Source organism: Prevotella sp. P6B4 (assembly GCF_000619985.1).
In the GTDB taxonomy this organism is placed as follows: domain Bacteria; phylum Bacteroidota; class Bacteroidia; order Bacteroidales; family Bacteroidaceae; genus Prevotella.
In genome coordinates this window covers 288,570-312,554 of sequence record NZ_JHVE01000001.1, presented here as the reverse complement: position 1 = coordinate 312,554, position 23,985 = coordinate 288,570, and the positions used below count along the sequence as shown (strand labels likewise).

General features: G+C 40.8%; 26 protein-coding genes. 3 read left to right on the top strand and 23 right to left on the bottom strand.

Features of this window, described 5'->3' with window-relative positions; translation table 11 throughout:
* Positions 1-396 precede the first annotated feature (396 nt).
* The 20 genes from T491_RS0101310 to T491_RS0101205 form a co-directional block, all read right to left on the bottom strand.
* A complete protein-coding gene (locus T491_RS0101310; protein ID WP_197018768.1) occupies positions 397-1,524 on the bottom strand; it encodes a glycosyltransferase 87 family protein in 1,128 nt (375 codons plus the stop codon).
* 182 nt (positions 1,525-1,706) lie between these two features.
* Entirely contained in the window at positions 1,707-2,132 is a 426-nt protein-coding gene (locus T491_RS0101305; RefSeq protein ID WP_028902282.1) for a GtrA family protein, read from the bottom strand.
* 3 nt (positions 2,133-2,135) lie between these two features.
* Positions 2,136-2,933, bottom strand: a complete 798-nt coding sequence (locus T491_RS0101300) for a sugar phosphate isomerase/epimerase (RefSeq protein ID WP_036915040.1) — start codon at positions 2,931-2,933, stop codon at positions 2,136-2,138.
* The gene (locus T491_RS0101295; protein ID WP_028902280.1) at positions 2,926-3,852 is read right to left on the bottom strand and encodes a sugar nucleotide-binding protein; all 927 of its coding nucleotides are present in this window, start codon (positions 3,850-3,852) and stop codon (positions 2,926-2,928) included. Before T491_RS0101295 ends, T491_RS0101300 begins: the two co-directional genes overlap by 8 nt.
* A 2-nt stretch (positions 3,853-3,854) precedes the next feature.
* Positions 3,855-4,607, bottom strand: coding sequence for a glycosyltransferase family 2 protein (locus tag T491_RS0101290; protein WP_028902279.1), 753 nt, complete (start codon positions 4,605-4,607; stop codon positions 3,855-3,857).
* Position 4,608: 1 nt separating this feature from the next.
* Positions 4,609-5,547, bottom strand: coding sequence for a glycosyltransferase (locus T491_RS0101285; RefSeq protein WP_028902278.1), 939 nt, complete (start codon positions 5,545-5,547; stop codon positions 4,609-4,611).
* The gene (locus T491_RS0101280; RefSeq protein ID WP_036915038.1) at positions 5,534-6,667 is read right to left on the bottom strand and encodes an FAD-dependent oxidoreductase; all 1,134 of its coding nucleotides are present in this window, start codon (positions 6,665-6,667) and stop codon (positions 5,534-5,536) included. Before T491_RS0101280 ends, T491_RS0101285 begins: the two co-directional genes overlap by 14 nt.
* A 44-nt stretch (positions 6,668-6,711) precedes the next feature.
* Complete coding sequence (locus T491_RS0101275; protein WP_051522901.1) at positions 6,712-7,614, bottom strand: aldo/keto reductase; 903 nt, start codon at positions 7,612-7,614, stop codon at positions 6,712-6,714.
* A gap of 14 nt (positions 7,615-7,628) precedes the next feature.
* Complete coding sequence (locus T491_RS0101270) at positions 7,629-9,449, bottom strand: Coenzyme F420 hydrogenase/dehydrogenase, beta subunit C-terminal domain (RefSeq protein WP_028902275.1); 1,821 nt, start codon at positions 9,447-9,449, stop codon at positions 7,629-7,631.
* Positions 9,450-9,452: 3 nt separating this feature from the next.
* Positions 9,453-10,211 (bottom strand): SDR family NAD(P)-dependent oxidoreductase, encoded by a 759-nt coding sequence (locus tag T491_RS0101265; protein ID WP_028902274.1) that lies wholly within the window; start codon positions 10,209-10,211, stop codon positions 9,453-9,455.
* Positions 10,211-11,362, bottom strand: a complete 1,152-nt coding sequence (locus tag T491_RS15375) for a 3-oxoacyl-ACP synthase III family protein (protein ID WP_081773188.1) — start codon at positions 11,360-11,362, stop codon at positions 10,211-10,213. Before T491_RS15375 ends, T491_RS0101265 begins: the two co-directional genes overlap by 1 nt.
* A gap of 2 nt (positions 11,363-11,364) precedes the next feature.
* Positions 11,365-11,589, bottom strand: coding sequence for a phosphopantetheine-binding protein (locus T491_RS0101255; protein ID WP_028902273.1), 225 nt, complete (start codon positions 11,587-11,589; stop codon positions 11,365-11,367).
* Positions 11,590-11,699: 110 nt separating this feature from the next.
* The gene (locus tag T491_RS0101250; RefSeq protein WP_028902272.1) at positions 11,700-12,743 is read right to left on the bottom strand and encodes a polysialyltransferase family glycosyltransferase; all 1,044 of its coding nucleotides are present in this window, start codon (positions 12,741-12,743) and stop codon (positions 11,700-11,702) included.
* A gap of 5 nt (positions 12,744-12,748) precedes the next feature.
* On the bottom strand, positions 12,749-13,783 hold the full coding sequence (locus T491_RS0101245) for a sugar kinase (RefSeq protein ID WP_028902271.1): 1,035 nt from the start codon (positions 13,781-13,783) through the stop codon (positions 12,749-12,751).
* Positions 13,784-13,791: 8 nt separating this feature from the next.
* Positions 13,792-14,538 (bottom strand): 3-deoxy-manno-octulosonate cytidylyltransferase, encoded by a 747-nt coding sequence (locus T491_RS0101240; RefSeq protein WP_028902270.1) that lies wholly within the window; start codon positions 14,536-14,538, stop codon positions 13,792-13,794.
* A 26-nt stretch (positions 14,539-14,564) separates the two neighbouring features.
* Complete coding sequence (locus T491_RS0101235) at positions 14,565-16,097, bottom strand: aldolase catalytic domain-containing protein (protein ID WP_028902269.1); 1,533 nt, start codon at positions 16,095-16,097, stop codon at positions 14,565-14,567.
* Positions 16,098-16,359: 262 nt separating this feature from the next.
* Positions 16,360-16,875, bottom strand: a complete 516-nt coding sequence (locus tag T491_RS0101230; protein ID WP_155949984.1) for a macro domain-containing protein — start codon at positions 16,873-16,875, stop codon at positions 16,360-16,362.
* A gap of 268 nt (positions 16,876-17,143) precedes the next feature.
* Positions 17,144-17,611, bottom strand: coding sequence for a hypothetical protein (locus T491_RS0101225; protein ID WP_028902267.1), 468 nt, complete (start codon positions 17,609-17,611; stop codon positions 17,144-17,146).
* 102 nt (positions 17,612-17,713) lie between these two features.
* Complete coding sequence (locus tag T491_RS0101220; protein ID WP_028902266.1) at positions 17,714-18,007, bottom strand: hypothetical protein; 294 nt, start codon at positions 18,005-18,007, stop codon at positions 17,714-17,716.
* A 735-nt stretch (positions 18,008-18,742) separates the two neighbouring features.
* Positions 18,743-19,297: a hypothetical protein gene (locus T491_RS0101205; protein WP_028902263.1), complete on the bottom strand. Its 555-nt coding sequence runs from the start codon at positions 19,295-19,297 to the stop codon at positions 18,743-18,745.
* A gap of 178 nt (positions 19,298-19,475) precedes the next feature.
* Here T491_RS0101205 and T491_RS17805 point away from each other — a divergent pair, with 178 nt between their 5' ends.
* The 3 genes from T491_RS17805 to T491_RS0101195 are packed head-to-tail and all read left to right on the top strand — an operon-like array spanning position 19,476 to position 20,670.
* Entirely contained in the window at positions 19,476-20,096 is a 621-nt protein-coding gene (locus T491_RS17805; protein ID WP_197018766.1) for a hypothetical protein, read from the top strand.
* Positions 20,097-20,131: 35 nt separating this feature from the next.
* Positions 20,132-20,239 (top strand): smalltalk protein, encoded by a 108-nt coding sequence (locus T491_RS17560; RefSeq protein WP_155949983.1) that lies wholly within the window; start codon positions 20,132-20,134, stop codon positions 20,237-20,239.
* Positions 20,236-20,670, top strand: a complete 435-nt coding sequence (locus tag T491_RS0101195) for an N-acetylmuramoyl-L-alanine amidase (protein WP_028902261.1) — start codon at positions 20,236-20,238, stop codon at positions 20,668-20,670. Before T491_RS17560 ends, T491_RS0101195 begins: the two co-directional genes overlap by 4 nt.
* A 132-nt stretch (positions 20,671-20,802) precedes the next feature.
* Here T491_RS0101195 and T491_RS0101190 read toward each other — a convergent pair whose 3' ends face one another.
* From T491_RS0101190 to T491_RS0101180, 3 genes are all read right to left on the bottom strand, one after another.
* Complete coding sequence (locus T491_RS0101190) at positions 20,803-21,039, bottom strand: hypothetical protein (protein ID WP_028902260.1); 237 nt, start codon at positions 21,037-21,039, stop codon at positions 20,803-20,805.
* A gap of 423 nt (positions 21,040-21,462) precedes the next feature.
* Positions 21,463-22,011: a dTDP-4-dehydrorhamnose 3,5-epimerase gene (rfbC, locus tag T491_RS0101185; protein WP_028902259.1), complete on the bottom strand. Its 549-nt coding sequence runs from the start codon at positions 22,009-22,011 to the stop codon at positions 21,463-21,465.
* A gap of 11 nt (positions 22,012-22,022) precedes the next feature.
* Positions 22,023-23,984 carry a nucleoside-diphosphate sugar epimerase/dehydratase gene (locus tag T491_RS0101180; RefSeq protein ID WP_028902258.1) on the bottom strand — a complete coding sequence of 654 codons (1,962 nt, stop codon included), beginning with the start codon at positions 23,982-23,984 and terminating at the stop codon, positions 22,023-22,025.
* Between the last annotated feature and the right edge of the window lies 1 nt (position 23,985).

The window sequence follows — 23,985 nt, the reverse complement described above, 5'->3', positions numbered from 1 at the left end:
CAGTCACTGCTATCGGATAAACCTTCTTATGCGTCTTCCTGTACCATTTGTCGAAAGTTGGGAAATCAACCCCGTGCTTTGTGCAGAATTCCTCTATCGAGATATTCTTCGGGAGGCCCTCAGCCTGGTACAAAAACCAAAGGCTCTCAAAATCTTTACTACTGTATACCATTTGTCTCATTCTTAAAACGAGCCCAAAGGTATCATTTTCCCATTTCATGCACAATACGTCAAAATTGACAGTTTACCATTTTATTAGCTAAGAACAGGAAAGACAACTTTACTCTTGTTCAAATACAAAGGTGCAAACATTATGACAAGCATTTTTCAAATAAAATGCAGTATAATTTGCTTTAGTAGAATTATTGAATAATACCATTCTACAATATATAATAATTAACAAGCCATAGATGACGTACATTTATCGTCGCTCTTATATCTGCTTCTATTAATGGTGGGCATAAAAGCTTCTAATAATGCAAATATCCACATAGTAATAATAGCAATATTAGAAAGGTGATAGGTAAGTGTAGATTTATGAAATACAACTTGTAAAGGACATAAGACAATTGAAATACCAATAACATATATAATATCTGTTCTATTTGTTTTTGTTTTATCAAACATATATATAATCATTGGAATTAAATACATGCCACAATATATAGCTGAATTAACAGGTAATTCTAGTACGACAAAAGAAAGAATTGCGATTTTCTTCCACAAAACTTTTTCATACCAGAAAGCAAATAATGAAATGACTGACAGAATATAAATTAACCATCTCGCAATGCTAGAGATTACAATAATAATATTATCAGGCAGTTGTAATCTAGAGGTAATAAAATATATTGTAGAAGACAAACTATAACGTGGGAATACATAATAGAAACCTCGTTTCATACTATTCTCACCTAAATTGGAAATTAACTGAGGAATGTTATCAAAACCATTCTCAAAAAAAACAAATGGAAGAAAAACAAAAATCAAACAAAAACAAATACAAAATAAGATCTCCTTGTATCGTTTCTCTTGCAACAGAAACAATCCGAACAAAGCAGGGTATACTTTTAATATTGCTGCTAAACATAAAGCGATAATAGCCCATCCTCGATACAATTTATTAGTAGAATCTTTATAGGCAAAAAAGTAACATATAAAGGCCGCCGACAAAAGAGTAAGATTCCCTCGTTCTATGGTAAAAAAGAAAACTGATGATATAAAAATAGAAAACAAGACCCATGTACTAGTGTCTTTTGACAACTTTGATATAGAATGTATAAGTACTAGTATAGAAAAAGAGGAAAAAACCATCAAAGATACAAGAGACGTTGGGTTTGAAAGGCAATCTGACATATTCATATGGCTGTAATCAACGCCAAATGTAAAAAGTCGCATGAATAAATATGTTATTGGGAAATATACCTTTTCCCCACAACCATTGAGTGTATTAAAGTACGGATTATTATCCGAAATATACATCAACACGTTAAAATAATCTGAAAAGACATGATCTCCTTCCATAAAGAAGATAAACTTCTGATTATTATCGTTAAATACGAGCAATAGCAAAAGAAAGCTACAAATAAATATTCCAGTTATTATTTTATATAATAATTTATTATACTCAGACATACTTATCAATTTTATTATTAATAACACTATAGTTAAGAAATTATCTACTTAAATTACTAATTTAGACATAATTATTGACTCCTCTGTGTAAAAATCCCTTTTTCTTTTCCTTTCAATGGAAATTTATTCATCACAAATCTTACCATAAGGAAATTCACGGGAACACTAATCGCCATCACAGGAATAGGAGCAATTATATTATTCATTCCCAAATAAATGAATATATTAAGTAGCACCAGCTGCAACAACCAATTAATAACATGACAAAATATAAAACCTATCCCGTTTTGTGCTGACGCCTCTACCTCAAAAGTAAATTTTACTGTCAGTAAATAGTTTACAATGAAGCTAACTATATATCCTATAGTATAGGACGCAGTATGTCCTAACAGACTAAGGAATAAATAATAAACAGCATATAGAATTACCCATGCTATGGTGCCAACGATGGAAAATCTTATGAATCTTTTGTATTTCTGAAATAATTCTTTTAACATTTTCTAAAGTATTGACAGTTCATAGATTTCTTTGACTATTCGTTGTACTTCAGATATGTTCCCACAATTTCCCATCTCAAGACTAACATACCTTTCATAGCCAATCTCTCTAAGTATAGAGAAAAGCTGTCCATGCAGCGCCCTATGCTCAATTGGCTTCAAACCCGGCTCGCTGATATGAACATGGTTGATATATTCAGGTATCTGTTTCAGATAATTGATATCCTCCTCATTGTAGATAATAGTTCCCAAATCAACATTAACTTTCACACCTTCCGAACCACACTTGTAAGCCATCTCTACCGCCTGTTCTGTGTAATTAATGAATCTAGTGTTATAAATAGTCGGATTGGGCTCTATTGCAATCGTTGTATGATGCTCCAATGCATAGTCACCAATCTCACGGAAGAAATCAATGGCCGCAGGGTAGTTTCCGGGCACATCATCTGTGTCTCTATTCTTTGGATTACCAAAGACAAGGTTCTTACAACCTATCGTTTCAGCAAAATCAATTGCTTTTTTGGTGTAATCAATCAGTACTTTACGGTCATCTTTGGAGCCAAAGATCTTTTCTTGATGACCATACCAGATGGATTGCATGGAAGGAACTTCCAATCCATATTTCTCTTTCAGTTCGCTAGCCCAGGCCTTTGCCTCTGTAAGTTTATCATACGGAATCTCTGGGAATATGCGGGTTGGCGCTATCTCCAAACCCTGAAGGCCTGCTTCAGTCAGGAACTGATACATTTCTGTATCATGCTCTGCCGCCCATGCGATATTTGAAATCGACAATTTAATCATGACTCATCTGTTTATTAATGAAACACTTAATATCCTCTAGCAATTGTTGCTTATTATAGAGATAACCATCCTTTCCTCCAAACTCCTCTGCATGGATGCTCCTTAGATGTTCTACAGGATAATTGGTGGCACATTCGTTCTTGAATGGTTTATTGTAAATATACTCATATAGTTCAAAAGAGTAGATTGGCTCAGTTGCAATGGTAAGTAATCGAATGTCTTTTTCAATAGCTTTATTGATAACACTCCAAAGATTACCCAAATTAAAATACTGATACTCGCTGCGACTGTCAGTAAAATTGAGCGCACTAAATCCGACTTTTTCAAAGAAGGACCTCAGTTTTCTCCTGTCCTCATTAGTTTCAGCAACACACTTGAAGAAACCATCCCCCCTGTCTTGATAAAGATTAGCCATGTCACTATCAGCAAAAAGTTCCTCATATTTCTGAGTCTTCAGCAGAGCTGGGATATAGTGAATCATATCAAATATAAAGTTCTTCTTTATCCCCTCGCCATAAAGTGCAGGCAAACGAACTATCAAATAATCTTTTATATTGTCTTCAACCCATCTCTCCAGATATCGCCTATTACGACCATATGCAGTTCCCTCTTTTTCATCAAGTGGTGTGGTTTCGTCTCCTTCAAATACAGGATATACACTAATTGTCGATATAAGAACAAGTTTCTTTGGCTTAATTTTTATTATGTTCTCGATTGCTTCCTGGATATTCTCCAAATCTTTCTCGGGGAAATGGTTAGCGGTGAACATCTCAGCCCTTATACCAGCATATACCAGTAAATCAGGCACTGTTCCAAAGGCTTCCGCAATGTTCTTGCTATTATACTGTGCATCAAACTGATGTGAAAGACAGAGATTCTGCCCCACAAAACCCGTATATCCTACAATAGCTGTTTTCATACTTATCTACCTTTTTTTATCTTGTCTTTCTTATAATCACCCATAGAGAATAATTTCTCATTCAAACAATAATTCAAAATGAAGGTATAACGGAAGAACATTGCCTTCAATTTAAGATTACTCTCACCAATCTCCCTGTTATACCAATTGTTCGGAACCACTTCGTAACTGTAACCACGGATAATACCCTTAAGAGGTAATTCCAAGGCTAGGCTAAACTGACCTGAAATAAATGGTTTCAAGCCATCCATAGTTTCACGGCTAAATAGTTTAAACCCATTAGTTACATCCTTGTATTTAAAGCAGAATAAGAAGCGGATACAATGATTTACCAAGCGATTCAGCCAAAGTTTCTTTCTGGGATATCCAACCACCTTGGCTTCCTTACACCAACGATCTCCAAAAACCATATCACACCCTTTTTTTTCCATGGTTCGATAATATTTCACCAAATCTGCAGGGTCATCAGAAAGATCTGCCATTGTCACAGCAACACAATCCCCCTCATAGTTTTCCAGTCCTTTACGACAAGCATACCCATACCCATTGGGGGCAGTATTGGTCAAATGTCGTAATGTGGGTATATCCTTTTCTAACTTTTCAATGACTTCTAACGTATTGTCCTTTGAATTATCATTAATAACCAGAATCTCATGATCAATTGATTCCTCCTTAAGCTTATCATAAAAAGCCCGAACAGTCTTTTCAATATTCTCAGATTCGTTATAAGCCGGAATTACTACGGATAATTTCATTTTACTGAAGTTTTTCAATAGATTCAAACAAATAATCTTTCTTTCGGAAATTAAGACGCACCAATGTCTGCATATAGCGAATAACCATAGCAAGGATAATAAACAATCCACTAAATCCGAATGACATAAAGAAAATGGTAGTCGTCCATCCTTCAATAGGGTTTCGAAGGAACTTATATAATACAGCATAAACACCCACAGACATTGATATCAGAAACATCACTAATGCCAGTATCATGGTTGCCCTAAAAGGCACATCTGTAAACAACAACAATGATTCGACAGCAACAATTCTACGATCATCGTATTTTTTCTTGTTAGCCTTGCCTGTTGTATTATAGATGATAGTATCAATTGCTAAGCCACAATTAGCATAGGCAGCTTTTCGATATGGAATACTCTGAGTAATTGAATGAATCCTATTAATCGCCCTGCGAGACAAAATCCTAAATGTCTCTGGTCCAATGGTATGCTGTAGATGAGCATAACGATTAAAAAGATTATAATAAAAAGAAGATGATAAGCGAGGTTTTTTATTGCTTCGCGCACTAACTATATCATAGCCTGTTAGAGAGTGGCGATAAACATCCATTAATAGAGACCATTCATAATCATCATTAACCGAGTCGAATTCAAAGACAAAGTCTCCTATCGTCAGATTTAAGCCAGCATTCATTGATGCTTCCAATCCTTGACGATAACTCATATTAAGAATGGTAATGGTATGTTCCTTTTCGCCCTCATTTACTCTGTGGGCATAATCCTTGACCGGTTTTGTACTATCGTCATCAGACGCATCATTAACTATAACAATCTCATATTTGAGAAAGTTTGCAGCTAACGTTTCATCCAAATTCTTAACAAAAGCGCCTATCCTATCTGCATCATTACAGCAATAAACAACTGCTGACACAAAGTTTTTTTCTTTATTCTGCTCCATTTGTCAGTATTTCATTTAAATCATAAACAGTATTGATTTTACCAGAGAGGACGCTTACAAAAGTAGGTTTCGTTGAAAACGTCTTTATGACTGTCGGACGGCTATCATCAATTTCCGAAGCAAGAAGAATCGGCTTCATAGAAAATAAAGTATGATCAAACTCGAACTCTAAGTCATCACGCATATATTTCCGTGCCAAATTACTCATATATGGCCATGCACTTTCTGGTTTGGCAGGGCAGTCATTACAGTTACCAAATTGTAGTGGTGAACAGAAGCTATTACTCCGATCCATGCAGTTGAAATGGGGTAACGACTCTTTGCAAGCCTTATGAGGTGTAAAAGTAACAGCGGTCAATGAATGGTAGCCAGTCTTACCAAAAGGCATAATAGAGAAGAACGGACCGTCCATGACTGTTAAGCCTGTGTCCTTGAGCTTATCGTTAACGTTGCAAAGTATAATTTCGCACAATTCATACTTTATCTTGAAATGTTCAAACCCAAGCATATTTTGGATTTGGTTCACAGATGCATAAGTAGCATTAAGGACAAATGACGATTTAACTTTATTGCCATCTGAGAACTTTATCTCGTACTCTTTGCCATTGTTCTGGATGGATTGAATTCTTGCACCATATTGGATTTCCACATTGGGTAGTTCCGATATCTTTTCAAGGAAATACTTTTTCAAGATTTGTGCATCATACGTATATTCCTCTGTCAGAAAAGCTCCATCACAATAGCCTTCCTTAAAATACTTGGTAGGTGCAACCTCTTCGCATTTGATTTCCGCTGCCGCACAGAATTTTTGGAATTGCTTGGCATCGCTCCAAGAGAACTCTGAGCTGGTAGCATAGACCTGATCAAACTTGGTCAATACCGAAAAGCCATAGTCATCATTGAAACGCTTAAAATAATGCGCAGACTTAATCGCGGTGCTATAGGAACGGGGATAATGGTACCCATTATGCACACGTGCCTGATTAATGAAAGTGGCTCGTTTAAAAGGAGCTTCATCATATTCCAAGACAAGCACATTCTCTCCTTTTGTGCCGCAAAGGTGTGCTGAATACAGACCGTATAGACCACCCCCAATAATTATCTTATCGTACTCTTGCATATTCAACAACAACGTTTTTAATATTAATAAAAGGAATTCATCTTCTATAGAATTGAGAAATCACAATTATCAGGATCGTAACGTAACCGACTATTAATATTAATACCGTCGATGGCTTCCATCTCTTCTTGCGTCAATTCAAAGTCAAATATCTCAAGATTCTCCTTCTGATGATTATATGATAGTGTTCGGACCACGGGTATAACGCCATTTTGAATATGCCAACGGAGAACAACCTGTACAACATTCTTATTATACTTCTTTCCTATATTTTTCAATAAAGGAAGTCTTATCAATCTGTCATCATATCGAGCAACTGGCGTGTATGCTTCAACTACGATATCATTGTCCTTATAATATTTTATGAGCGGCTTCTGAGTAAATAAAGGGTGTATTTCAAATTGACCAACTTCAGGGCGGTATTTGCATATTTTGAATATTTCTTCAAGGTGGTGTTGATGACAATTAGCTACGCCCAAATGTTTCACCAGGCCTTCATCCTTCAGTTTTTCCATCTCTCGCCAAGTGTCAAGATATAAATCTGTCATAGGCCAATGGAATTGTAATAAATCAACATAATTAATCCCCATGCCTTTTAAGCAATTAAAGAATTCCTCTCTTACAGTATGATTTCGCTGAGCATAATTACTTACACGGGTCGTTATAAAAAAATCCTCTCGTGGAACTTCACTTTTTCGAATTGCTTCACCTAATAAAATACCATCACCATAGGCTGAAGAATAATCAAGAAGACGAAAACCGATACGAAAAGCATTAGTCATGGATTGAAGATAATGCCTTTCTTTTTTGTATAAAAAATACTTATCACAGATTCTATTGAGGACTTTACCCCATAAGTATTTTCTATTAAATGGCATCCAACTTTCTCCATGTCGTATAGAACCTGGTCCGATACCTATTTGAGGAATATTAAAACTTTTATCCATCTCAAAATTATTTTTTACAATTTCCAAGCAATGTTTTTCATTACCACTTTTGCAGGATTTCCGCTAACCAATGAATGCGCTGGTACATTCTGAATAACATATGAGTTTGCACCAACAACAGCTCCTGCTTTAATCTTCACTCCTGGGCAAATTGTAGCACCCGAGCATAACCATACGTGATTCTCTATAATTACAGGGCGTAATACCTTATACCCTTCAATAGCTATCTGATGTGCATTGGTATCACGAATGCTAACATCACGTCCTAAAGAAACACGTCCTTGCATTTCGATACGTTTACCACATATAATCGTACAATTGTGATTTGTACCACAATGCCCCATGATTAATTCTGCATTAGGGAAAACCTCAACATCACTACCATAGTCAAAATGACTATCTTCATTAACAATCATGCGAGCATCACGCTCTAATAAAAGACGTGTCTCCTCATGCGATTTTTTTACTTTTTTACTACCTACAACCAAGGGACCATGAAGTTCCAAAAGCGAACCTTTCTGTAATTCTATGATAGTAAAAGGTGTTGGGTAAATAACACCCTCGTTCTGCCAATCAGTTTTTACATTCTTACAAAACACATTCAAACGGATAAACTGAAAGAATACAGATGGCTTGTATTGACTGTGTTTTAAAGCGGTACGCCATACTCTTAAATATAATCTCAACTTATACTTGAAACCATGCCCAGACGACTTGCCAAAATAAGTAAGATGTTTTTCAACAGCTTCCTCTATTGACTTTTCATTGAGATCTCTGAAGAATTCTGTACGATTGGCTGTCGGGTATTTCTCCGAGTGAAGTAATGCAGGATTTCCTGGAATCATATCATTGATATCAGCAGGAACACAACGTATATGTTTCTCTATCTTCTTAAAGAAGTCAAGTCCACGACCATTGTTCACTATTACCGCTGAAGTTCCAGCATTATCGTCAAGTTCTCGATATTCATTTTTCTTTTCACATCCCCAAAAATCAGCAATAGTAATATCTGCCATACGGGGAAATCCCTTAAATTTACAATCATAACAAGAAGGACGACTGACGATATGACCATGATAGGCAGTACTATATAAGTCGTTGTCCTGAGCACGACTATACATCGTTTTACCATTCTTAAAGTCGAACCGCTTTACCAGATTGCGCCAACCAAGTTCCTTATCCTTGAACTTAAAGGAAATTAACTTACTGCCTGCTTTACGTTCCCAAAAGTCGAGATACTTTTGATAGAACAAAGGTGAAGTGATACTCTTACAAATGTAATCAACGATTATCAGAGAAGGATAATCTTTACCCAAAAATCTGCGCAAGGCCGCCATTTGACAAGGGGAGCCACAAACAAGGACCTTCTCTCCTGTCATCAACAAACGTTTTACTTCCTTATAAAAACCACGAGTGTCACTTTGTGAATATTTACTTTGACGCAGGCGCTGCAAATCATCTGGATTGTTGCTAATGAAATGAGCTACACTCCAATCTTCACAATATATAGCTCCCCCAACATAACCGCCTTCTTCATACATCTGTTCTGCCAATGCAGAGAACAATCCACCTGTAGTACTTGCAAATCGTGTTTCGATATTCTTGTGAATGGCTGCAAAACATACAGGTTTTTCAAATTCGTTATGTTTAAGCTCATCTACGTGGAGCTGAGGGCAAACCTTTTCACACAAACCACAATTTATGCATTTATCTTTATCCACCTCAGGATACCAAAATCCCTCGTTGTCGGTATTCAAGGAGATACATTGTTTGGGGCATGCATCATAACAGGCGTTACAGCCGCAGCAATCTTTTTTATCTTTAATATCAATCATGATTTATTGAATTGTGTAACCACCGTCAACAACAATATTCTGGCCGGTAATCCAACGCGATGCATCGCTCAATAAATAAATACAAGCATTTGAAACATCCGTAGTTTCCCCTAGACCCAATGGAAAACCATTAACTCTCTTCTGATAGTCTTCTTCTGATAATTGAGATAAATAGTTTTGCATTAGAGGAGTTAATATAGTACCAGGTGATATACAGTTGACCCTGATATTTCTCTTCGCTAATTCTGATGCCATTACCCTTGCACCACTTACCAAAGCTCCTTTTGATGCGCTATAAGCAGCGGTGGTAGTTCTAGCAATCACGGATGTTATTGATGAGATGAATACTATGCTTGCTGGTGTATTAATTACCTTAACTCCAGTTGCTTGGCGCACTAATTCAAAAGCACTAATTGTATTGACCTTCATAATCTCTTCATAGTCGGAAGGTTTTAATAGTTTCATTGGCGCAGATTTCTCCATGCCTGCAGCACATAGTACACCATCTATCTTTCCTATTTCTGACACTATTAGAGTAATAAAATCCTTTATACCATCTAATTGTGCAAAGTCATATGAGAACATAGTATGGCCTCTGCCCTCCATTAGACTTAATGTCTCATTTAGGCGTTCTTCATTTCTGCCAATAATAGCTACCTTTGCGCCCATTCGACTACAATCGATGGCACACTGCCGTCCTATGCCACTACTGGCACCTGTTACGATAATCGTCTTGCCTTCAAGTGAGAATGGATTAAACATTAGTCTTTCTGTGGTTTTGTTTCTGACTCTTCTGATTCTTTCTCAATAGGAGTATAGTCACGACGGAGAAATTCATCAACAGGCTGACCTTTTTCAACTTCTACAATATCGGATATCTTTGTATCAACAAATGGAACAATTCCTGTAGCCCACGTCATACCAACACCAAATGCACTAAGTAAAAGTATTTTCTGACCATCGAGTTTATCTTTCAACTCACTTACGATTGTCAAAGGAACTGATACTGAAGATGTGTTGCCAAACTTTTCAATTGTGTGAGGAATCTTTGACGTATCAAGTTTCATCTTCTTCGCAATATACGAATTGATGAAGTTATTAGCTTGATGAAACACAATATAATCCAAATCTTCCGTCTTAGTATCAGCAGACTCAAGAGTTTTCTTGATATCACGAGGGATTTCACGAATTACAAAGTTGAACACATCGCCACCCTTCATATACCCCTGTTCGTCACTTCGCATATTTCCATACTCGTCAACAACCTTTTCCTTTAAAGTTTCAGGTGTTGACATGTGACGGTAACCACCTGCCTTAATCATGATAAGATCTGCACGAGAGCCATCAGAATTCATTGAAAGAGTTGTTGTACCAAATCTAGAATCTCGCTCCACCAAAGCAGCTACACCTCCGTCTCCAAATATAAATGCACTACGACGATCACGAGGGCCATATACCTTACTACGAGTTTCACCATCCAAGATAAGAGCTTTCCTAATATTTCCAGTCTGCATCATACTAAAGACTACAGACATGCCATAGAGAAATGCCGAGCATCCGAGGTTCACATCAAATGCAATACAACTATTTTTTAGTCCAAGACGATGTTGCAATGTGATGCTTGTTGCTGGCATACGATAATCCTGAGTTTGTGAGATAAATACTAGCAGGTCAATCTCTTCCCTATCGATATCGTTGTCCGCAAATAATTTCTGTGCAGCTGCAAAACATAAGTCAGATGAGCAAGTCTCGCTGTCTGCAAACCTGCGTTCAAATACACCAACTTTGTCTACTACTTCTTTAACCTGATCTGCGGGAAAGAACTCGGTATATTCGTAATTGTTTATCACCTGTTTTGGAACTGCACCAGCCATTGCTGTTATGCCGATTCCCTTAAAACTTAATATTGCCATTTTTATGCAATTGCAATGTTATACAAATCTTGAAGAGTGTTTGCGCTCTTTATTTGAGCCTGTGTTAGTTCTTTACCGAACTCTTCGTCATAGAATGCAATAAGAAGCATTACAGACAATGACGACCACTCATCTAATTCACGAAACTCGGTTTCTGCTGTTAAAGCCTCTACGTTATCAACTTCAATTGCTTCTGCAAACTTCTCAATAAATTCTTTAATTTCCATAACTAATGTTTCTATAAATTAATAATTACTTTGCATAAATATATCTCCACAGGCATTACAGCCGCAGCAATCTACTTTATTTTGAATGTTAATTCATAATTGTTCTTAGCTTATCCTATAAACTTACACCCCAAATTCGTAAAGAACTTCACGAGATCTGGATTGCTCTCACCACATTGACTGAAAAGGGTTGTGACATCAAATCCCATCTTCTTGGCGCTCATCAGTCCGGCACTTTTAATGCCAACAATTGAGATATTGCCTCTCTGTGGAATGAGGGAGAGATAGAGACTTTCTGCGCCAATAGTCCTTTCCAAAATGGTACAACCTTCAAAAACGGACCATTCCATATCCTCACGGGGATGGAACTTGCAGAATATCTTCTTCCCCTCTGACTTTGCAATGTCTTTTAGTCTTGCTATAGAAGTCTTAACCATATCGGGATACAGATAGGTATCTAACTTATCAACCAACAATAGAATAGAGCCAGCCGGGATCTCCAATTGCCGAGAATCATATAGTGTCTGAACTCCTGCTAGATACTCTTCATCTTCAATCTTAACAAGCTCACGCGAAGAGCGATATGGCTCACGGACAGCCTCGGGATAGAGAGTGTACATTTGACGGAAAATTTTAAGCCCTCCCATCTCATCAAAGTCACGGTCGTATATGCTGCCCATACCCATCAAATATTTGAATAGGATTTTGCGCAAATACATGGTAAACTTATATTTGTCTGATCCTTTATGCAATTCGGCATTTGGAAAATAAGATAGGATACCATCTTCCAACCATATAAACTGCGTATTCTTATTCAGGTCACGGCAACGCTTCAAACAATACTGCACAGGAGGCGTCCAATCACAAACCGCAAATACACGATTGTATGACTGTTGAATATGCTGTTTCAACAGGCGATTATCTTCCCTATGCCACTTTAGACGTGCCTTGAATGTCTTATTAGAAGTAGGGAATCCACCTGTAAGGAACAGAGTTGTATTGAAGAATGCTTCCAGTTTCCCACGCAACTCCTCATTCAGGTTGAAATCCTTAAATAAGACGAGATGATTCTCATCATTCCTAAATCGTCCTTTAGAAAGGCCACAAGCAAGAATCAGGTGTGCCTGAGTATGGCAAACAAATAGGTTTCTCATAAATTTTATCTTTTTACGCGTCCACTAGCATCACCGCCCATGAGATTTTCGACCTCCTGAACAGTAACCCAGTTGAAATCACCTTTTAATGTATGTTTGAGGCAAGATGCTGCGGTAGCGAACTCCAATGCCTTGTGGTCCTCCTTATAATGGAGCAGACCAAAAATGAGCCCTCCCATAAAGGAGTCGCCACCACCTACCCTATCTACGATATCCGTGATATCATAGCGGCGTGATTCTATCAGATTCTTTCCATTATACAGGACTCCACCCCAAGTGTTATGATTGGCATTGATCGCGCCTCGCAGTGTTACAACCATCTTCTTACAACGAGGGAATCTCTGCATCATTTGCTGACATACACTGAGGAAGCTGCTTTGGTCAACATTACCATTTGTTGTTGAAGCATCAAAGTCCTTAGGCTTAATGCCAAACACTTTCTCACAATCCTCCTCATTGCCAAGGATGATATCAGAGCCGGCAACCATCTCCGGCATTACTTCCGCTGCTGATTTACCATACTTCCATAGGTTACCACGATAATTAATATCGCAGCTCACGGTAACGCCCAACTCATTGGCGGTCTGGATGGCTTTCAGGCATTCTTCTGCTGCGTTGGCAGAAAGCGCCGGGGTGATACCCGTCCAATGGAACCATGTGGCATCCTTCAGAATCTCTTTCCAGTCAATGGAGCCTGGAGTGATGGTGGCTATGGAACTGTCTTCACGATCGTAATACACCTTTGATGGACGAGCATTGCTACCGGTTTCCAGATAGAGAATACCCATTCGCTTGCCAGTTCGCAGGATATGGTCAACACCAACTTTATGCCCCCGCAAATCCATAATGCAACGTTCTGCAATAGGATTATCCGGCAAACAGGTAATATAATCTGTTTCCAGACCATAGTTGGACAATGATACGGCCACATTAGCCTCTGCACCGGCGTAGCTGACATCTAACTGATTAGCTTGTACCAGTTTCAGATATCCAGGTGCGCCAAGTCGCACCATTATCTCACCAAAGGTTACTACTTTCATGCCTTTTTTTATTTCTTCAACTTAGCTGCCATTATCTCATTCACCTTCTTCAAATCATTGGGTGTATCAACCGCCACGGTCTCGCTGTCGACCTCTATATACTGAACCTTATAACCGTTCTCAATGAAACGGAGAATCTCAATATCTTCAATGGCTTCAATCTTAGCCTTGCCGTACTTCTTACCATAATCGCAGTAGAATTTCAATGCGGCAGGTGTAAAGCCATACACACATACCTGCTTGTAGTAAGCATAGTCAATGCTACCCTTAGGATAAGGCGCGGTGGAACGAGTCAAATAGATACCGATACCTTCCTTATTGGTGATTACCTTAGGAACAGTGAAGTTTACCACATCTACAGGGTCATTAATCTTAGTCATCAGGTTACTTACCTGAAGCTCTGGATTGTCAAAGAAAGGAAGAATAGCCTTCTCCATCACCTCCGGCTCCATCAACGGCTCATCACCCTGAATGTTCACATAAAGATCAGCGGGAATCTTCTCTGCAACCTCGCCTATACGGTCGGTACCGGTGCGATGACTAGTTGAAGTCATAATACACTTCATGTCATTTGCAACACAGGCGTCATAAATGCGCTGGTCGTCTGTTGCGACATACAGTTCATTAAAATACTTTACTTGTGAGGCGTGCTGATATACCCACCATATCATGGGTTTACCACAGATGTCTGCCAAAGGTTTGCCCTGGAATCTGCTCGATTCATAACGAGCTGGAATAACTCCAATAATTTTCATAATTCTATATTTTTTTTATTCTAAGTTTATATAAATTGATATACTGAAGCCACCTTCAATTCCCAATATAACGAAGGTGTGAGTGATGTGAGTTTCTTGCCAATGACAGCTGCTACGGCCTCAAAAATGGTCTTATTCTCGTGAGTAAGTGCCATTTCCTTCTCTGACAACACGCTCCCTGGATAACCGTCATATCCAATACAATAGAGTTCTCCATCACATATATTAAGTGCTGTTTGAATGGCTACAGTTGTACTAGAATCCTTGTAATCATTGATAAACTCAATATCAGTCAACTCGAAGGTGTTACTCTCTGCAAAGGCTGGGACCTCCGTACCCATTGTACGAGGATAAGGAGGTAATATCACATAATCTTTAAAATTCTCAGTTCTCACGTTCTTTGCCATTCTACGACTCTCACTACCTACAAGTGCATAATACTTCAGACAATCCACATCCGCAAAGAGGGCTGCATGACGTGCTGTTGAAAAAATCAATGCGGTATCTTTATCAATGAATGCCTTGATTCCATCCAAATGCTCCTGTACACTATTTCCTCCTCCAACAATTATCACTTTCTTAAATTTCTTGCTGGATTCAAAGTATGGGTACTTGGCATTATCCGCCGTATTATTCTTTCGGTTCTCAAGTGCACGAACGATACTATTGAATGAATATATGCGGTTAGTAACCCAATCCATCACCTCTTTCTGAGGAATACGGTTTGCACCTGCCAACATATAAGGAAGGTTTGTGCCCCACTGATATTGCTCCATGAGAGGGGTAAAAGCAGTTATCACATCACCCAACACATTAAAGTCAACCTGCAAACCATCATGTGCGTTAAGATAGGTCAGTAGCAGCTCCATATTGAGGTTACCTGCTCCACGTCCCATTCCGAGGATGGTTGCATCCACATAATCAACATTTAGTCTCATAGCTGTAATAGTATTGATGAGACCCAGTTGAAGGTTGTTATGACCATGAAAGCCTATCGGGCACTTGGTATGCTCGCGAACTGTCTTGGTGATAATTGTCACATCCTCAGGAGTTACACCACCAAAACTGTCCACCATACAAAATAAGTCTGCAAATGAATCAAGTACCCCCAATTTAGTCAGGAAGTCAGGATATTCTGTCTGCCATTTGCTCATATACATGCAGTTGAAACCCACTTCGAACCCCATAGATTTAACAGCTTTGGCCAGTACAACTGCACGATCAAAGTTTTTAGGGTCTATGGCTATACGCACCATATCAACAAAACCAACGATTGGCTTGAGTAGAACGTCCAAATCCTCGGGTTTGGTGCTCTTCTCATTGAGCATTACGTCCAATTTCTTGGTACAATTCTCTCTGATATGTTTCAGAACACTCACAGGGCAGTACCCGAATTTTCCCATATACTCTTTGGAGGGATTATTACGATATCCCAATTCCAAATAATCAATAGGAAGTGCATTCATTGCTGCAATATATGCATCAACAGTTTCACTATTAAAATCCCAATTCGTGTAGTAGCCACCATCACGAAGTGTACAATCAAGTATTTTCGTCATATTGATGAATTATTATTCTGTTTTTTGTATGTATTCGTCCCCTTTTTACCTCATGTATTCTTAAAAGACCAAGGGACGGTTTCTTTCATGTCACCATAGAGCCCAGCACCCTTACTCCCATCAAACTGATCTGAGTTCTGGAAATAAGGCACATCCTTGTAATGAGCACACGAACAAAAGAATAGTATTGCCATCAGGCTAAAACAATAATTCATATATCGTTATTATTATGTTACAATTCTATATTATAATCCCCGCGGGATTAACCGATTATATGATATAGTCCACAGAATGAACAGAGCGTAATAATCCCTCTCCTAACGCTTAATTGAAAAAGCATTGCAAGCCCCTTAATGCCAACGATCGTGTCAAGTGTGTATTTCAGAATGAACTGGGCCGGCTGGTTTAATCGTGCCATACCCATTCCCATCAGAGGCATATACACTGGGGTGTCACCCACCTTATCACTTAGATATCTGCACATGGAACTAATACTTCGACCGAACTCTGACAATTCTACGTAGGCATGGTCTTCTTCGTCAAAATGAGTTAATGCCAACAAGACATAGTGGGTATTATCCTTGTCTATAATAGCACAAGTACCTAACGGATACTTCTTCTTGTATCCCTCACTATTAGGCCTATCCACTTCTATTCCATCAATCTTGTTTGATGCAAAATAGGCCTCTGTCTCGTCATGAAGCCTCGTATAATCATCGGGATGGTTCCAATGGCCGCAAGAAAGTATTTCCAAAATTCCCTGCTTAAAAAATCGCACTTCATTTTTCTATTAATAAACTGTAATCCTAACTCCCAAGGGTTGTAAACACCTTTTTGATTACCTATTCCAATAATATGCGATGTCTTCTATGCATTAAACTTTATTATTTTTAATATCTGTATACCATAGCTCTCATTCTTTGGATGAGTGCAAAGGTATCAAAATCCTCTTTTATACACAAGACGTCAAAATTGACAGCTTACGATTCTTTCATCATTACTTGCTAGATACCAGTGCCTCAATATGTTCGAGGTTAGCGGGGCATTTACTTTGGCATATCACCACTCCAACCGTGGCCTAGATCCCAGTGCTCGTCGTACACGAACTCGAAGTAAGGTAGTGAGAACTCCTGCTCCAGAAGTTCTGTGAGTTCGTCCTGGATAGGCTCTGCCCACTTGCCCACCAACACAATGAACTTGTCAATAGTCCATGCTACTCGGCCACGGGGAACCTGCGTGTAGTCGCCCTTGAACTTGGTATCCAGATGCTTGGCCTGAGCACGGAAGTACTCCTTGGCCCATATCTGACGATGCAGCTGCGGGTAGTTGATGAAGGGCTTGCCCTTCTCGGCAGCCTCTTCAACCATCTGTGGTGTGAGTTCTTTCTTACGTACACCAAACAGCGTATTGTCCTCTGGATCATACCAGAAAATGCCCACGCACGGCATCTGCTCGTCGAAGGACTTCATGTCAGCCATCTGTGCCTTATGGTCTTTATCAGATAATTGTGTCATAATCGTATTATTAAATTTCCCCGCTTGTGCCGCTACTTTATTTGTGTGTTTGGCTGTAGTCAGCAAAGTCTCAGGCTGATTGTAAGGCTGGAGGCCGTTATATCATTGTTTCATTAAACTTTTGATAATCTCTTTGAAAGCTTCATTTCTAAGGTCGTCCATCACCTTTGAGCCTTCCGCATCCACAGAGTTAATCATATCTAAGAGCTTGCGAGCATAAGCTCTCTCTGAATCACTCATGAGGCCTCCTTTAGCATAGATATACAGCGAGAACTGGTTCGCTAGCCCATTAAGCCGCATCTTCTCTCCAGACAGCCAACCCAACCTGGCCGCCTTCTCCATCCTCGACCACTCGGAATGAAGTCTATCTATCTCAGTTAAATCAATATTGATCATAATCAAAAATTTGAGAATTATTTATTAGCGAACACAAAGGACACGAATGTTAAACTGATTTGAGTTCTGGATATAAGGCACATCCTTGTAATGAGCACACTAACAAAAGAATAGTATTGCCATCAGGCAAAAACAATAATTCGCCAGAACTTTATTCTTCATCACCATATTGTTTTTTTATCAATAAATGAGCAGAGCGTAACAATCCCTCTCCTAACGCTTAACTATAAAACTATGATTATCAGCGCATTAGGTCGATTTAGACTAGTAATATCACAGAAATTGAACGAATGGTGTGAATCGATTCATCAATTTTCCGCTGCAAAAATAAACATAATATTTTAATCAACCAAATAAATCGGGGATTAATTTCCGATTCGTCCGCAGTTTTTAAGATAGCGCAATCTACCCTTCCCTTGATAGCGCGATGCCACCAAGAGAGGGCTGATTGCATGCCATAAGCAAAGATACTACAGCTGACTTTCATCGTCGGAATCATCCCCGGACGATTCATGACCATAATAGGTGGTGTTGACAGTCACCGCATTGGGATTGAAACTATCAACTTTATCTACAATTATTGTTACAAAATTGACATTGATAAAGTTCAATGGAACAACAATGATGACGTGCGTCACGGGGCGCCTCGGACGAAGCTTTTTCGTGAGCTTTTTCAGTATGCCTAAATTACACATATTTTCTGTTGAATTAATTCGATTTATAAAACGAGCACGCTCATTTCATCGTTTGAGTTAATTCACGGTTTTCAAGCACCCTATTCAGGCGGGATACGATACCCTCCTCGGGAAGCCTCGCCAACTCGGCCCGAACCGAATGCTCTATAGTGCCTTCGAGAAGCATTGAAAAATGTGACGGAATGTAAGCATCGCGATCGCCAAAGAAACCCCGACGACCTAAATAGCAGATGATATTCGCCACAAAGTTACGATTAAAATTGGTGCCTTGCTGCTTGCCTGGGTTATAGACACGCTCGGCAATCACATCGACACGGAGCAGCTCGTCCCACAACGTCATATAGCTGCTCTTATACGCATCGGCAAGAAGACTGCGCAATCGGCTCACATAGTTCAGGATGTCCTGACGAATGGTCGCAATATCGACAGTGGCAGCCGGATCGGCGGCATCCGAAGCCTTCCTGGTCGTTGCGCGCGTACCATTATAATAGTTGTTTACAACTGTAGCTGCGGGGTTAAAGTTCTCCACATGCTGAATGTTAATCTCCTGGTAGGTGTTGCCGGTACCGGGATCACCTTTAATGTTGATGTCCATAGTTTTTTAATTATTCTATAAGTTATTGATTATCAGTCCATATTTAGAAAGAAAGTTGGCAGCTGGTTTCTTTCTTGCTTTCAGCACTTCGAAAGGCTACCTTTGCAACGTCAATCTCAAGGCACAACGTCGTGTCGTAGAGAAAATACCAAGTCTCCTATTGACAAGGAGCAACAAGATGGCACTAAAAGTGCAAATGTACAAAATCCACAATCATCTGACTGGTGAGGATCTGGTCATTCCCCGTCTGGTGAATCAGCAGACGCTCGATTTCAACGGGCTCTGTGACTATCTGGCCGACGGCGCCACAGTGACTGCTGCCGATGTAGCTGCAGTGATGAAACTGATCGAGCTGCGCCTGCCTCTGCTGTTAGGTCTGAACGTCAAGGTGATATGCTCACCTGAGGGACTGACCTTCCGCCCGAGCGTGTCAGGTTCCATCAGCCAGAAACAGCTGAGAGAGAAGCTGCAGGCACGACAGGCTGCCGATCCGACACTCAACATCGACGTGAACCGCGAACTCTCGGTATCCGACCTCACCATCAGCGACCTCACAGCTGATATCGGTATCGAACTGCCCAAGATGTGGATCGATCGATTCAAGACGAAAGCCGAGTTCAAGCGCGTGAACAAGACCTCTAACGAAGAGTCATCGGAACCTGATCCAGATGCTCCCAGCACCGATGGAGGCAGTAACTCTGGCGGCACCAGCGGCGGCAGCAACACCAGCGGCACCAACGGCGGCAATACCGGCGGTGAAGGGGGCGAGCCCAACCCTGACGGCAGCACCGAAGACTAATGCATCGATGTTTCACCCGACAAAGATAATACATTATGAGCAAAACTCAAAAGAAAATCTGGAAATTTTTAATTCAGACGTTCATTAGCGTGCTCACAGCACTCGCCGCAGCACTTGGAACCGTATCATGTGTAAGCGTATGAGAACCATCACACTCATCATCATCCACTGCTCTGCTGTCCATCCCGGACAGCGGAGCTCTGTAGCCGACATCAACAAGTGGCACAAGGAGCGGAAAACCAAGGATGGCAGGCCCTGGAAGGGTATCGGCTACCATTATGTGGTAAGGCGCGACGGCACTATCGAAACAGGACGCCCCATCGAAAAGGTCGGTGCCCACTGCGTGGGTCACAACAGCCATAGTATCGGTGTATGCTACGAAGGCGGTCTCAATGAAAAAGGGGAAGAAGTCGATACACGGACGCCCGAGCAGAAAATAGCATTAGAGCAACTGCTGGAACGTCTCCACGCCCAATTTCCGAAAGCTCTCATCGTAGGTCATCACGATCTGAACCCCGACAAGAAATGCCCATGCTTTGACGCCGTAAAGGCCTATGCCCATCTACAGCCATAGCTCTCTCTCCCCGCTCATCTTAGAGCAATAAAAAAGCCCGCCGCCCTCAGCTTCGAGGACGGCGGGATAATTTTATATCACCTCATTAATGTGCCTTAATATGTCAAAATTGACCGTTTAACGCATAATGGCCTACTTGAATAATTTACGAGCATCATGACGGACCTTACCAGAATGAAGGTCATCAAAAGCTCGTGTCAGACTTTCCTTGACCATCTGCTGTTGCGCCTGAGTCTGATGCAGATTATGCTCCTCAAGTATACGCTTGGCCAAAGCCTGACGTACTTTCTTCGACTGACTCCGATAGAGTGTCCAAAGTGCATCGAGGGTACTTATCTCTGTTGACTGTGACTTTATCGTTGTAATCATATTATGTAAGAAGATTAGTTATCATTTTATTGTTATAAACCGATGCAAAGATACAACTTTTTTGAATAAAAAAGAATTCTTTACCATATTTTTTTTGCTGAACGCTCACCACCATCCCCCATTATAAAAAAACATGCCGGACCTTTGATGGTCCGAGCATACCTTAATGAACGAGCGACGAGGAGGAGCGGTTAAGCCCCTTGCCAAAGATTGGCGAGGGGTTTGGGGAGTGGTTTGAGATCCTCCTTAAGATAAGGAGGACTAAGGAGGTTGGGACGAGTGCAGGGTCTCCCTGCACTGGGGTATGGGGGTATCCCCCATTGGCCAAATTGGCCAAAAGAAAAAGGTTAATCGCTCCATTGGCTCAATATTCGGCCAACAGAGCAATTAACCTTTTGGGGGGTATGAGGGGGCGAAGCCCCATCAGAATGGCGAATCAAAATCCCTCAACACCTGATGCTTCGTATCTTTCTCCGAAAGAATCGCCTTATCAGTAGGGATACGCCAGTCAATCCCTAACGATTCATCCAGGATGCTGATGCCACCATCAGCCTCCGGATGATAAAACTCATCGCACTTATACTGAAACACCGCTGTTTCAGAAAGCACCGCAAACCCATGCGCAAAGCCCTTGGGGATAAAGAACTGCCGGTGGTTCTCCTCCGTCAGCTCCACCGCCACATGCTGTCCATAGGTGGGAGAACCCTTACGGATATCCACTGCCACATCGAGCACAGCCCCCTTCACGCAACGCACCAGTTTACTCTGCGTAAACGGTGGGCGCTGGAAATGCAATCCACGCATCACCCCATAACTCGACATCGACTCGTTGTCCTGCACAAACCTGACAGGCCCTACCTTCTCATCAAACTCCCGCTGTGAGAACGACTCAAAGAAATACCCACGTGCATCCTTAAACACCCGCGGCTCAATAATATATGCCCCTTCAATCTTTGTCTTAATTACATCCATTACAAAAAAATTTAGTCGAGTTTCTCGTATATCGAATTGTTTGATTTGTATTCCGGTACGATTTCTTTCATTTTCCTTACCGTCGCCATGTCATCAAAACTTTTAGCAATGTCAACCAATTCATCGATATCTTTGCAAACCTGATCGTAGTCATATTCACGGACTTCGGCTATTCGAATCTTCTCGTGGAAAGTAGGTTTGGTGTTCTCTTGATCGTTAAGCACCTCCTCGTAGAGTTTCTCACCAGCACGAAGGCCTGTACAAACGATCTCCACACCCTTAGCGCGCGAGAGACTTATCATGCGCTTAGCCAAATCGTATATTCGCACCGGTTTACCCATGTCGAACACGAATATCTCGCCTCCGTTACCCTTAGTACCAGCCTCGAGCACCAGCTTACAGGCCTCGGGTATCAACATAAAGTAGCGCACGATATTCTCATCGGTCACGGTGACAGGACCGCCCTCCATAATCTGCTTGCGGAACAGGGGTATCACACTGCCATTAGAGCCAAGCACATTTCCGAAACGGGTGGTCACGAACTGAGTCTTAGCGTAGTTGCGATCAAGTTTACGGAACTCCTGCAGGTGCTCCAGTTTGAGCTTGCGATCCAGGCTCTGCACATAAATCTCACAGATACGCTTTGAGCAGCCCATCACGTTAGTAGGATTCACAGCTTTATCAGTAGACACCATCACAAACTTCTTGACGCCATACTTCACACTCAGGTCGGCTATCACCTTTGTACCATAAATATTATTATTTACCGCTTCGCTTGGGTTGTTCTCCATCATCGGCACATGCTTGTATGCCGCAGCATGGAACACATAGTCGGGCTTAAAGCGGCTAAAAATATCCTCCATACGTGCTTGATTGCAAATGCTGGTAACGATGGTCTCCGCAGGAATATCCGGATAGTTCTTGGCCATCATCAAGCGGATATCATGTTCAGGCGTCTCTGCCTGGTCAATCAGCATCATAGCTGCAGGGCTGAACTTAGCCACCTGATTCACCATCTCTGAACCGATAGAGCCAGCACTACCAGTAATCAGAACACGCTTGCCCTTAAGCAACTCTTCGACAGATTTCAGGTCGACACGGATTTCAGTGCGCGGCAGCAATTCCTCTACACTCACCTCGCGCATCTGCAGGCCAGCAACATTGACATTCTCATCGACCTGACTGTCATCACTCATCTCAATGGCATTCTGCGACATCAGGATTTTTGCGCCTGCACCAATGATAACATCCTGCATCTCCTGATTCTCACGGAACTCCTTTACTCTGTATGGTGCCACCATCACTGCCTCGATATCCCTTTTACGGATAACATCCTGCAAATCATCACACACCGAATATACAGGCTCACCCAGAATCTCCTGATGTTTTGTCTTCTTCATATGGGTGATAAATCCCTTAACCACATATTTTCGTGGACGCTGATTTCGGATACTCTTAGCAAGTCCTACGCCACCCTGCATTGCACCATATATCATGATGCGCATGGCTCGCTTATCTGAGAAAGCCACTTCATAGAGTGTCTTCACGAATACACGAACACACCACATCATCAGTGTGGCCAACAGGTAGATCAAGAAAATACCCGCAAGTCGGAAGTGTATAAACCACTCTTCGGGCAGCTGATCATTAACAAAGTGAGCCAGTGTGACTATTCCCAGCGACACCAGGTTACCATACACCACTCGCATCAGGTCGACGAAACCCGCAAAACGCATAAAGCCCGAATATGTATGGAACAATATGAATCCGGGCGTACTTAGTAACGCCACGATAGCCATCGTATTAAACACACGCAATGTGTTATCGTAGAGTGCCTGCGTACTGTTAAACATCCAGTACGTAAGTGCTCCACTCACCATCACGATGGCACAGTCAATCAAGAATATGCACCAATAAGGCAGCGCATTCTTTGAGAAGTACCAGTTTAATATCTTATCGACAAAATTACTCATA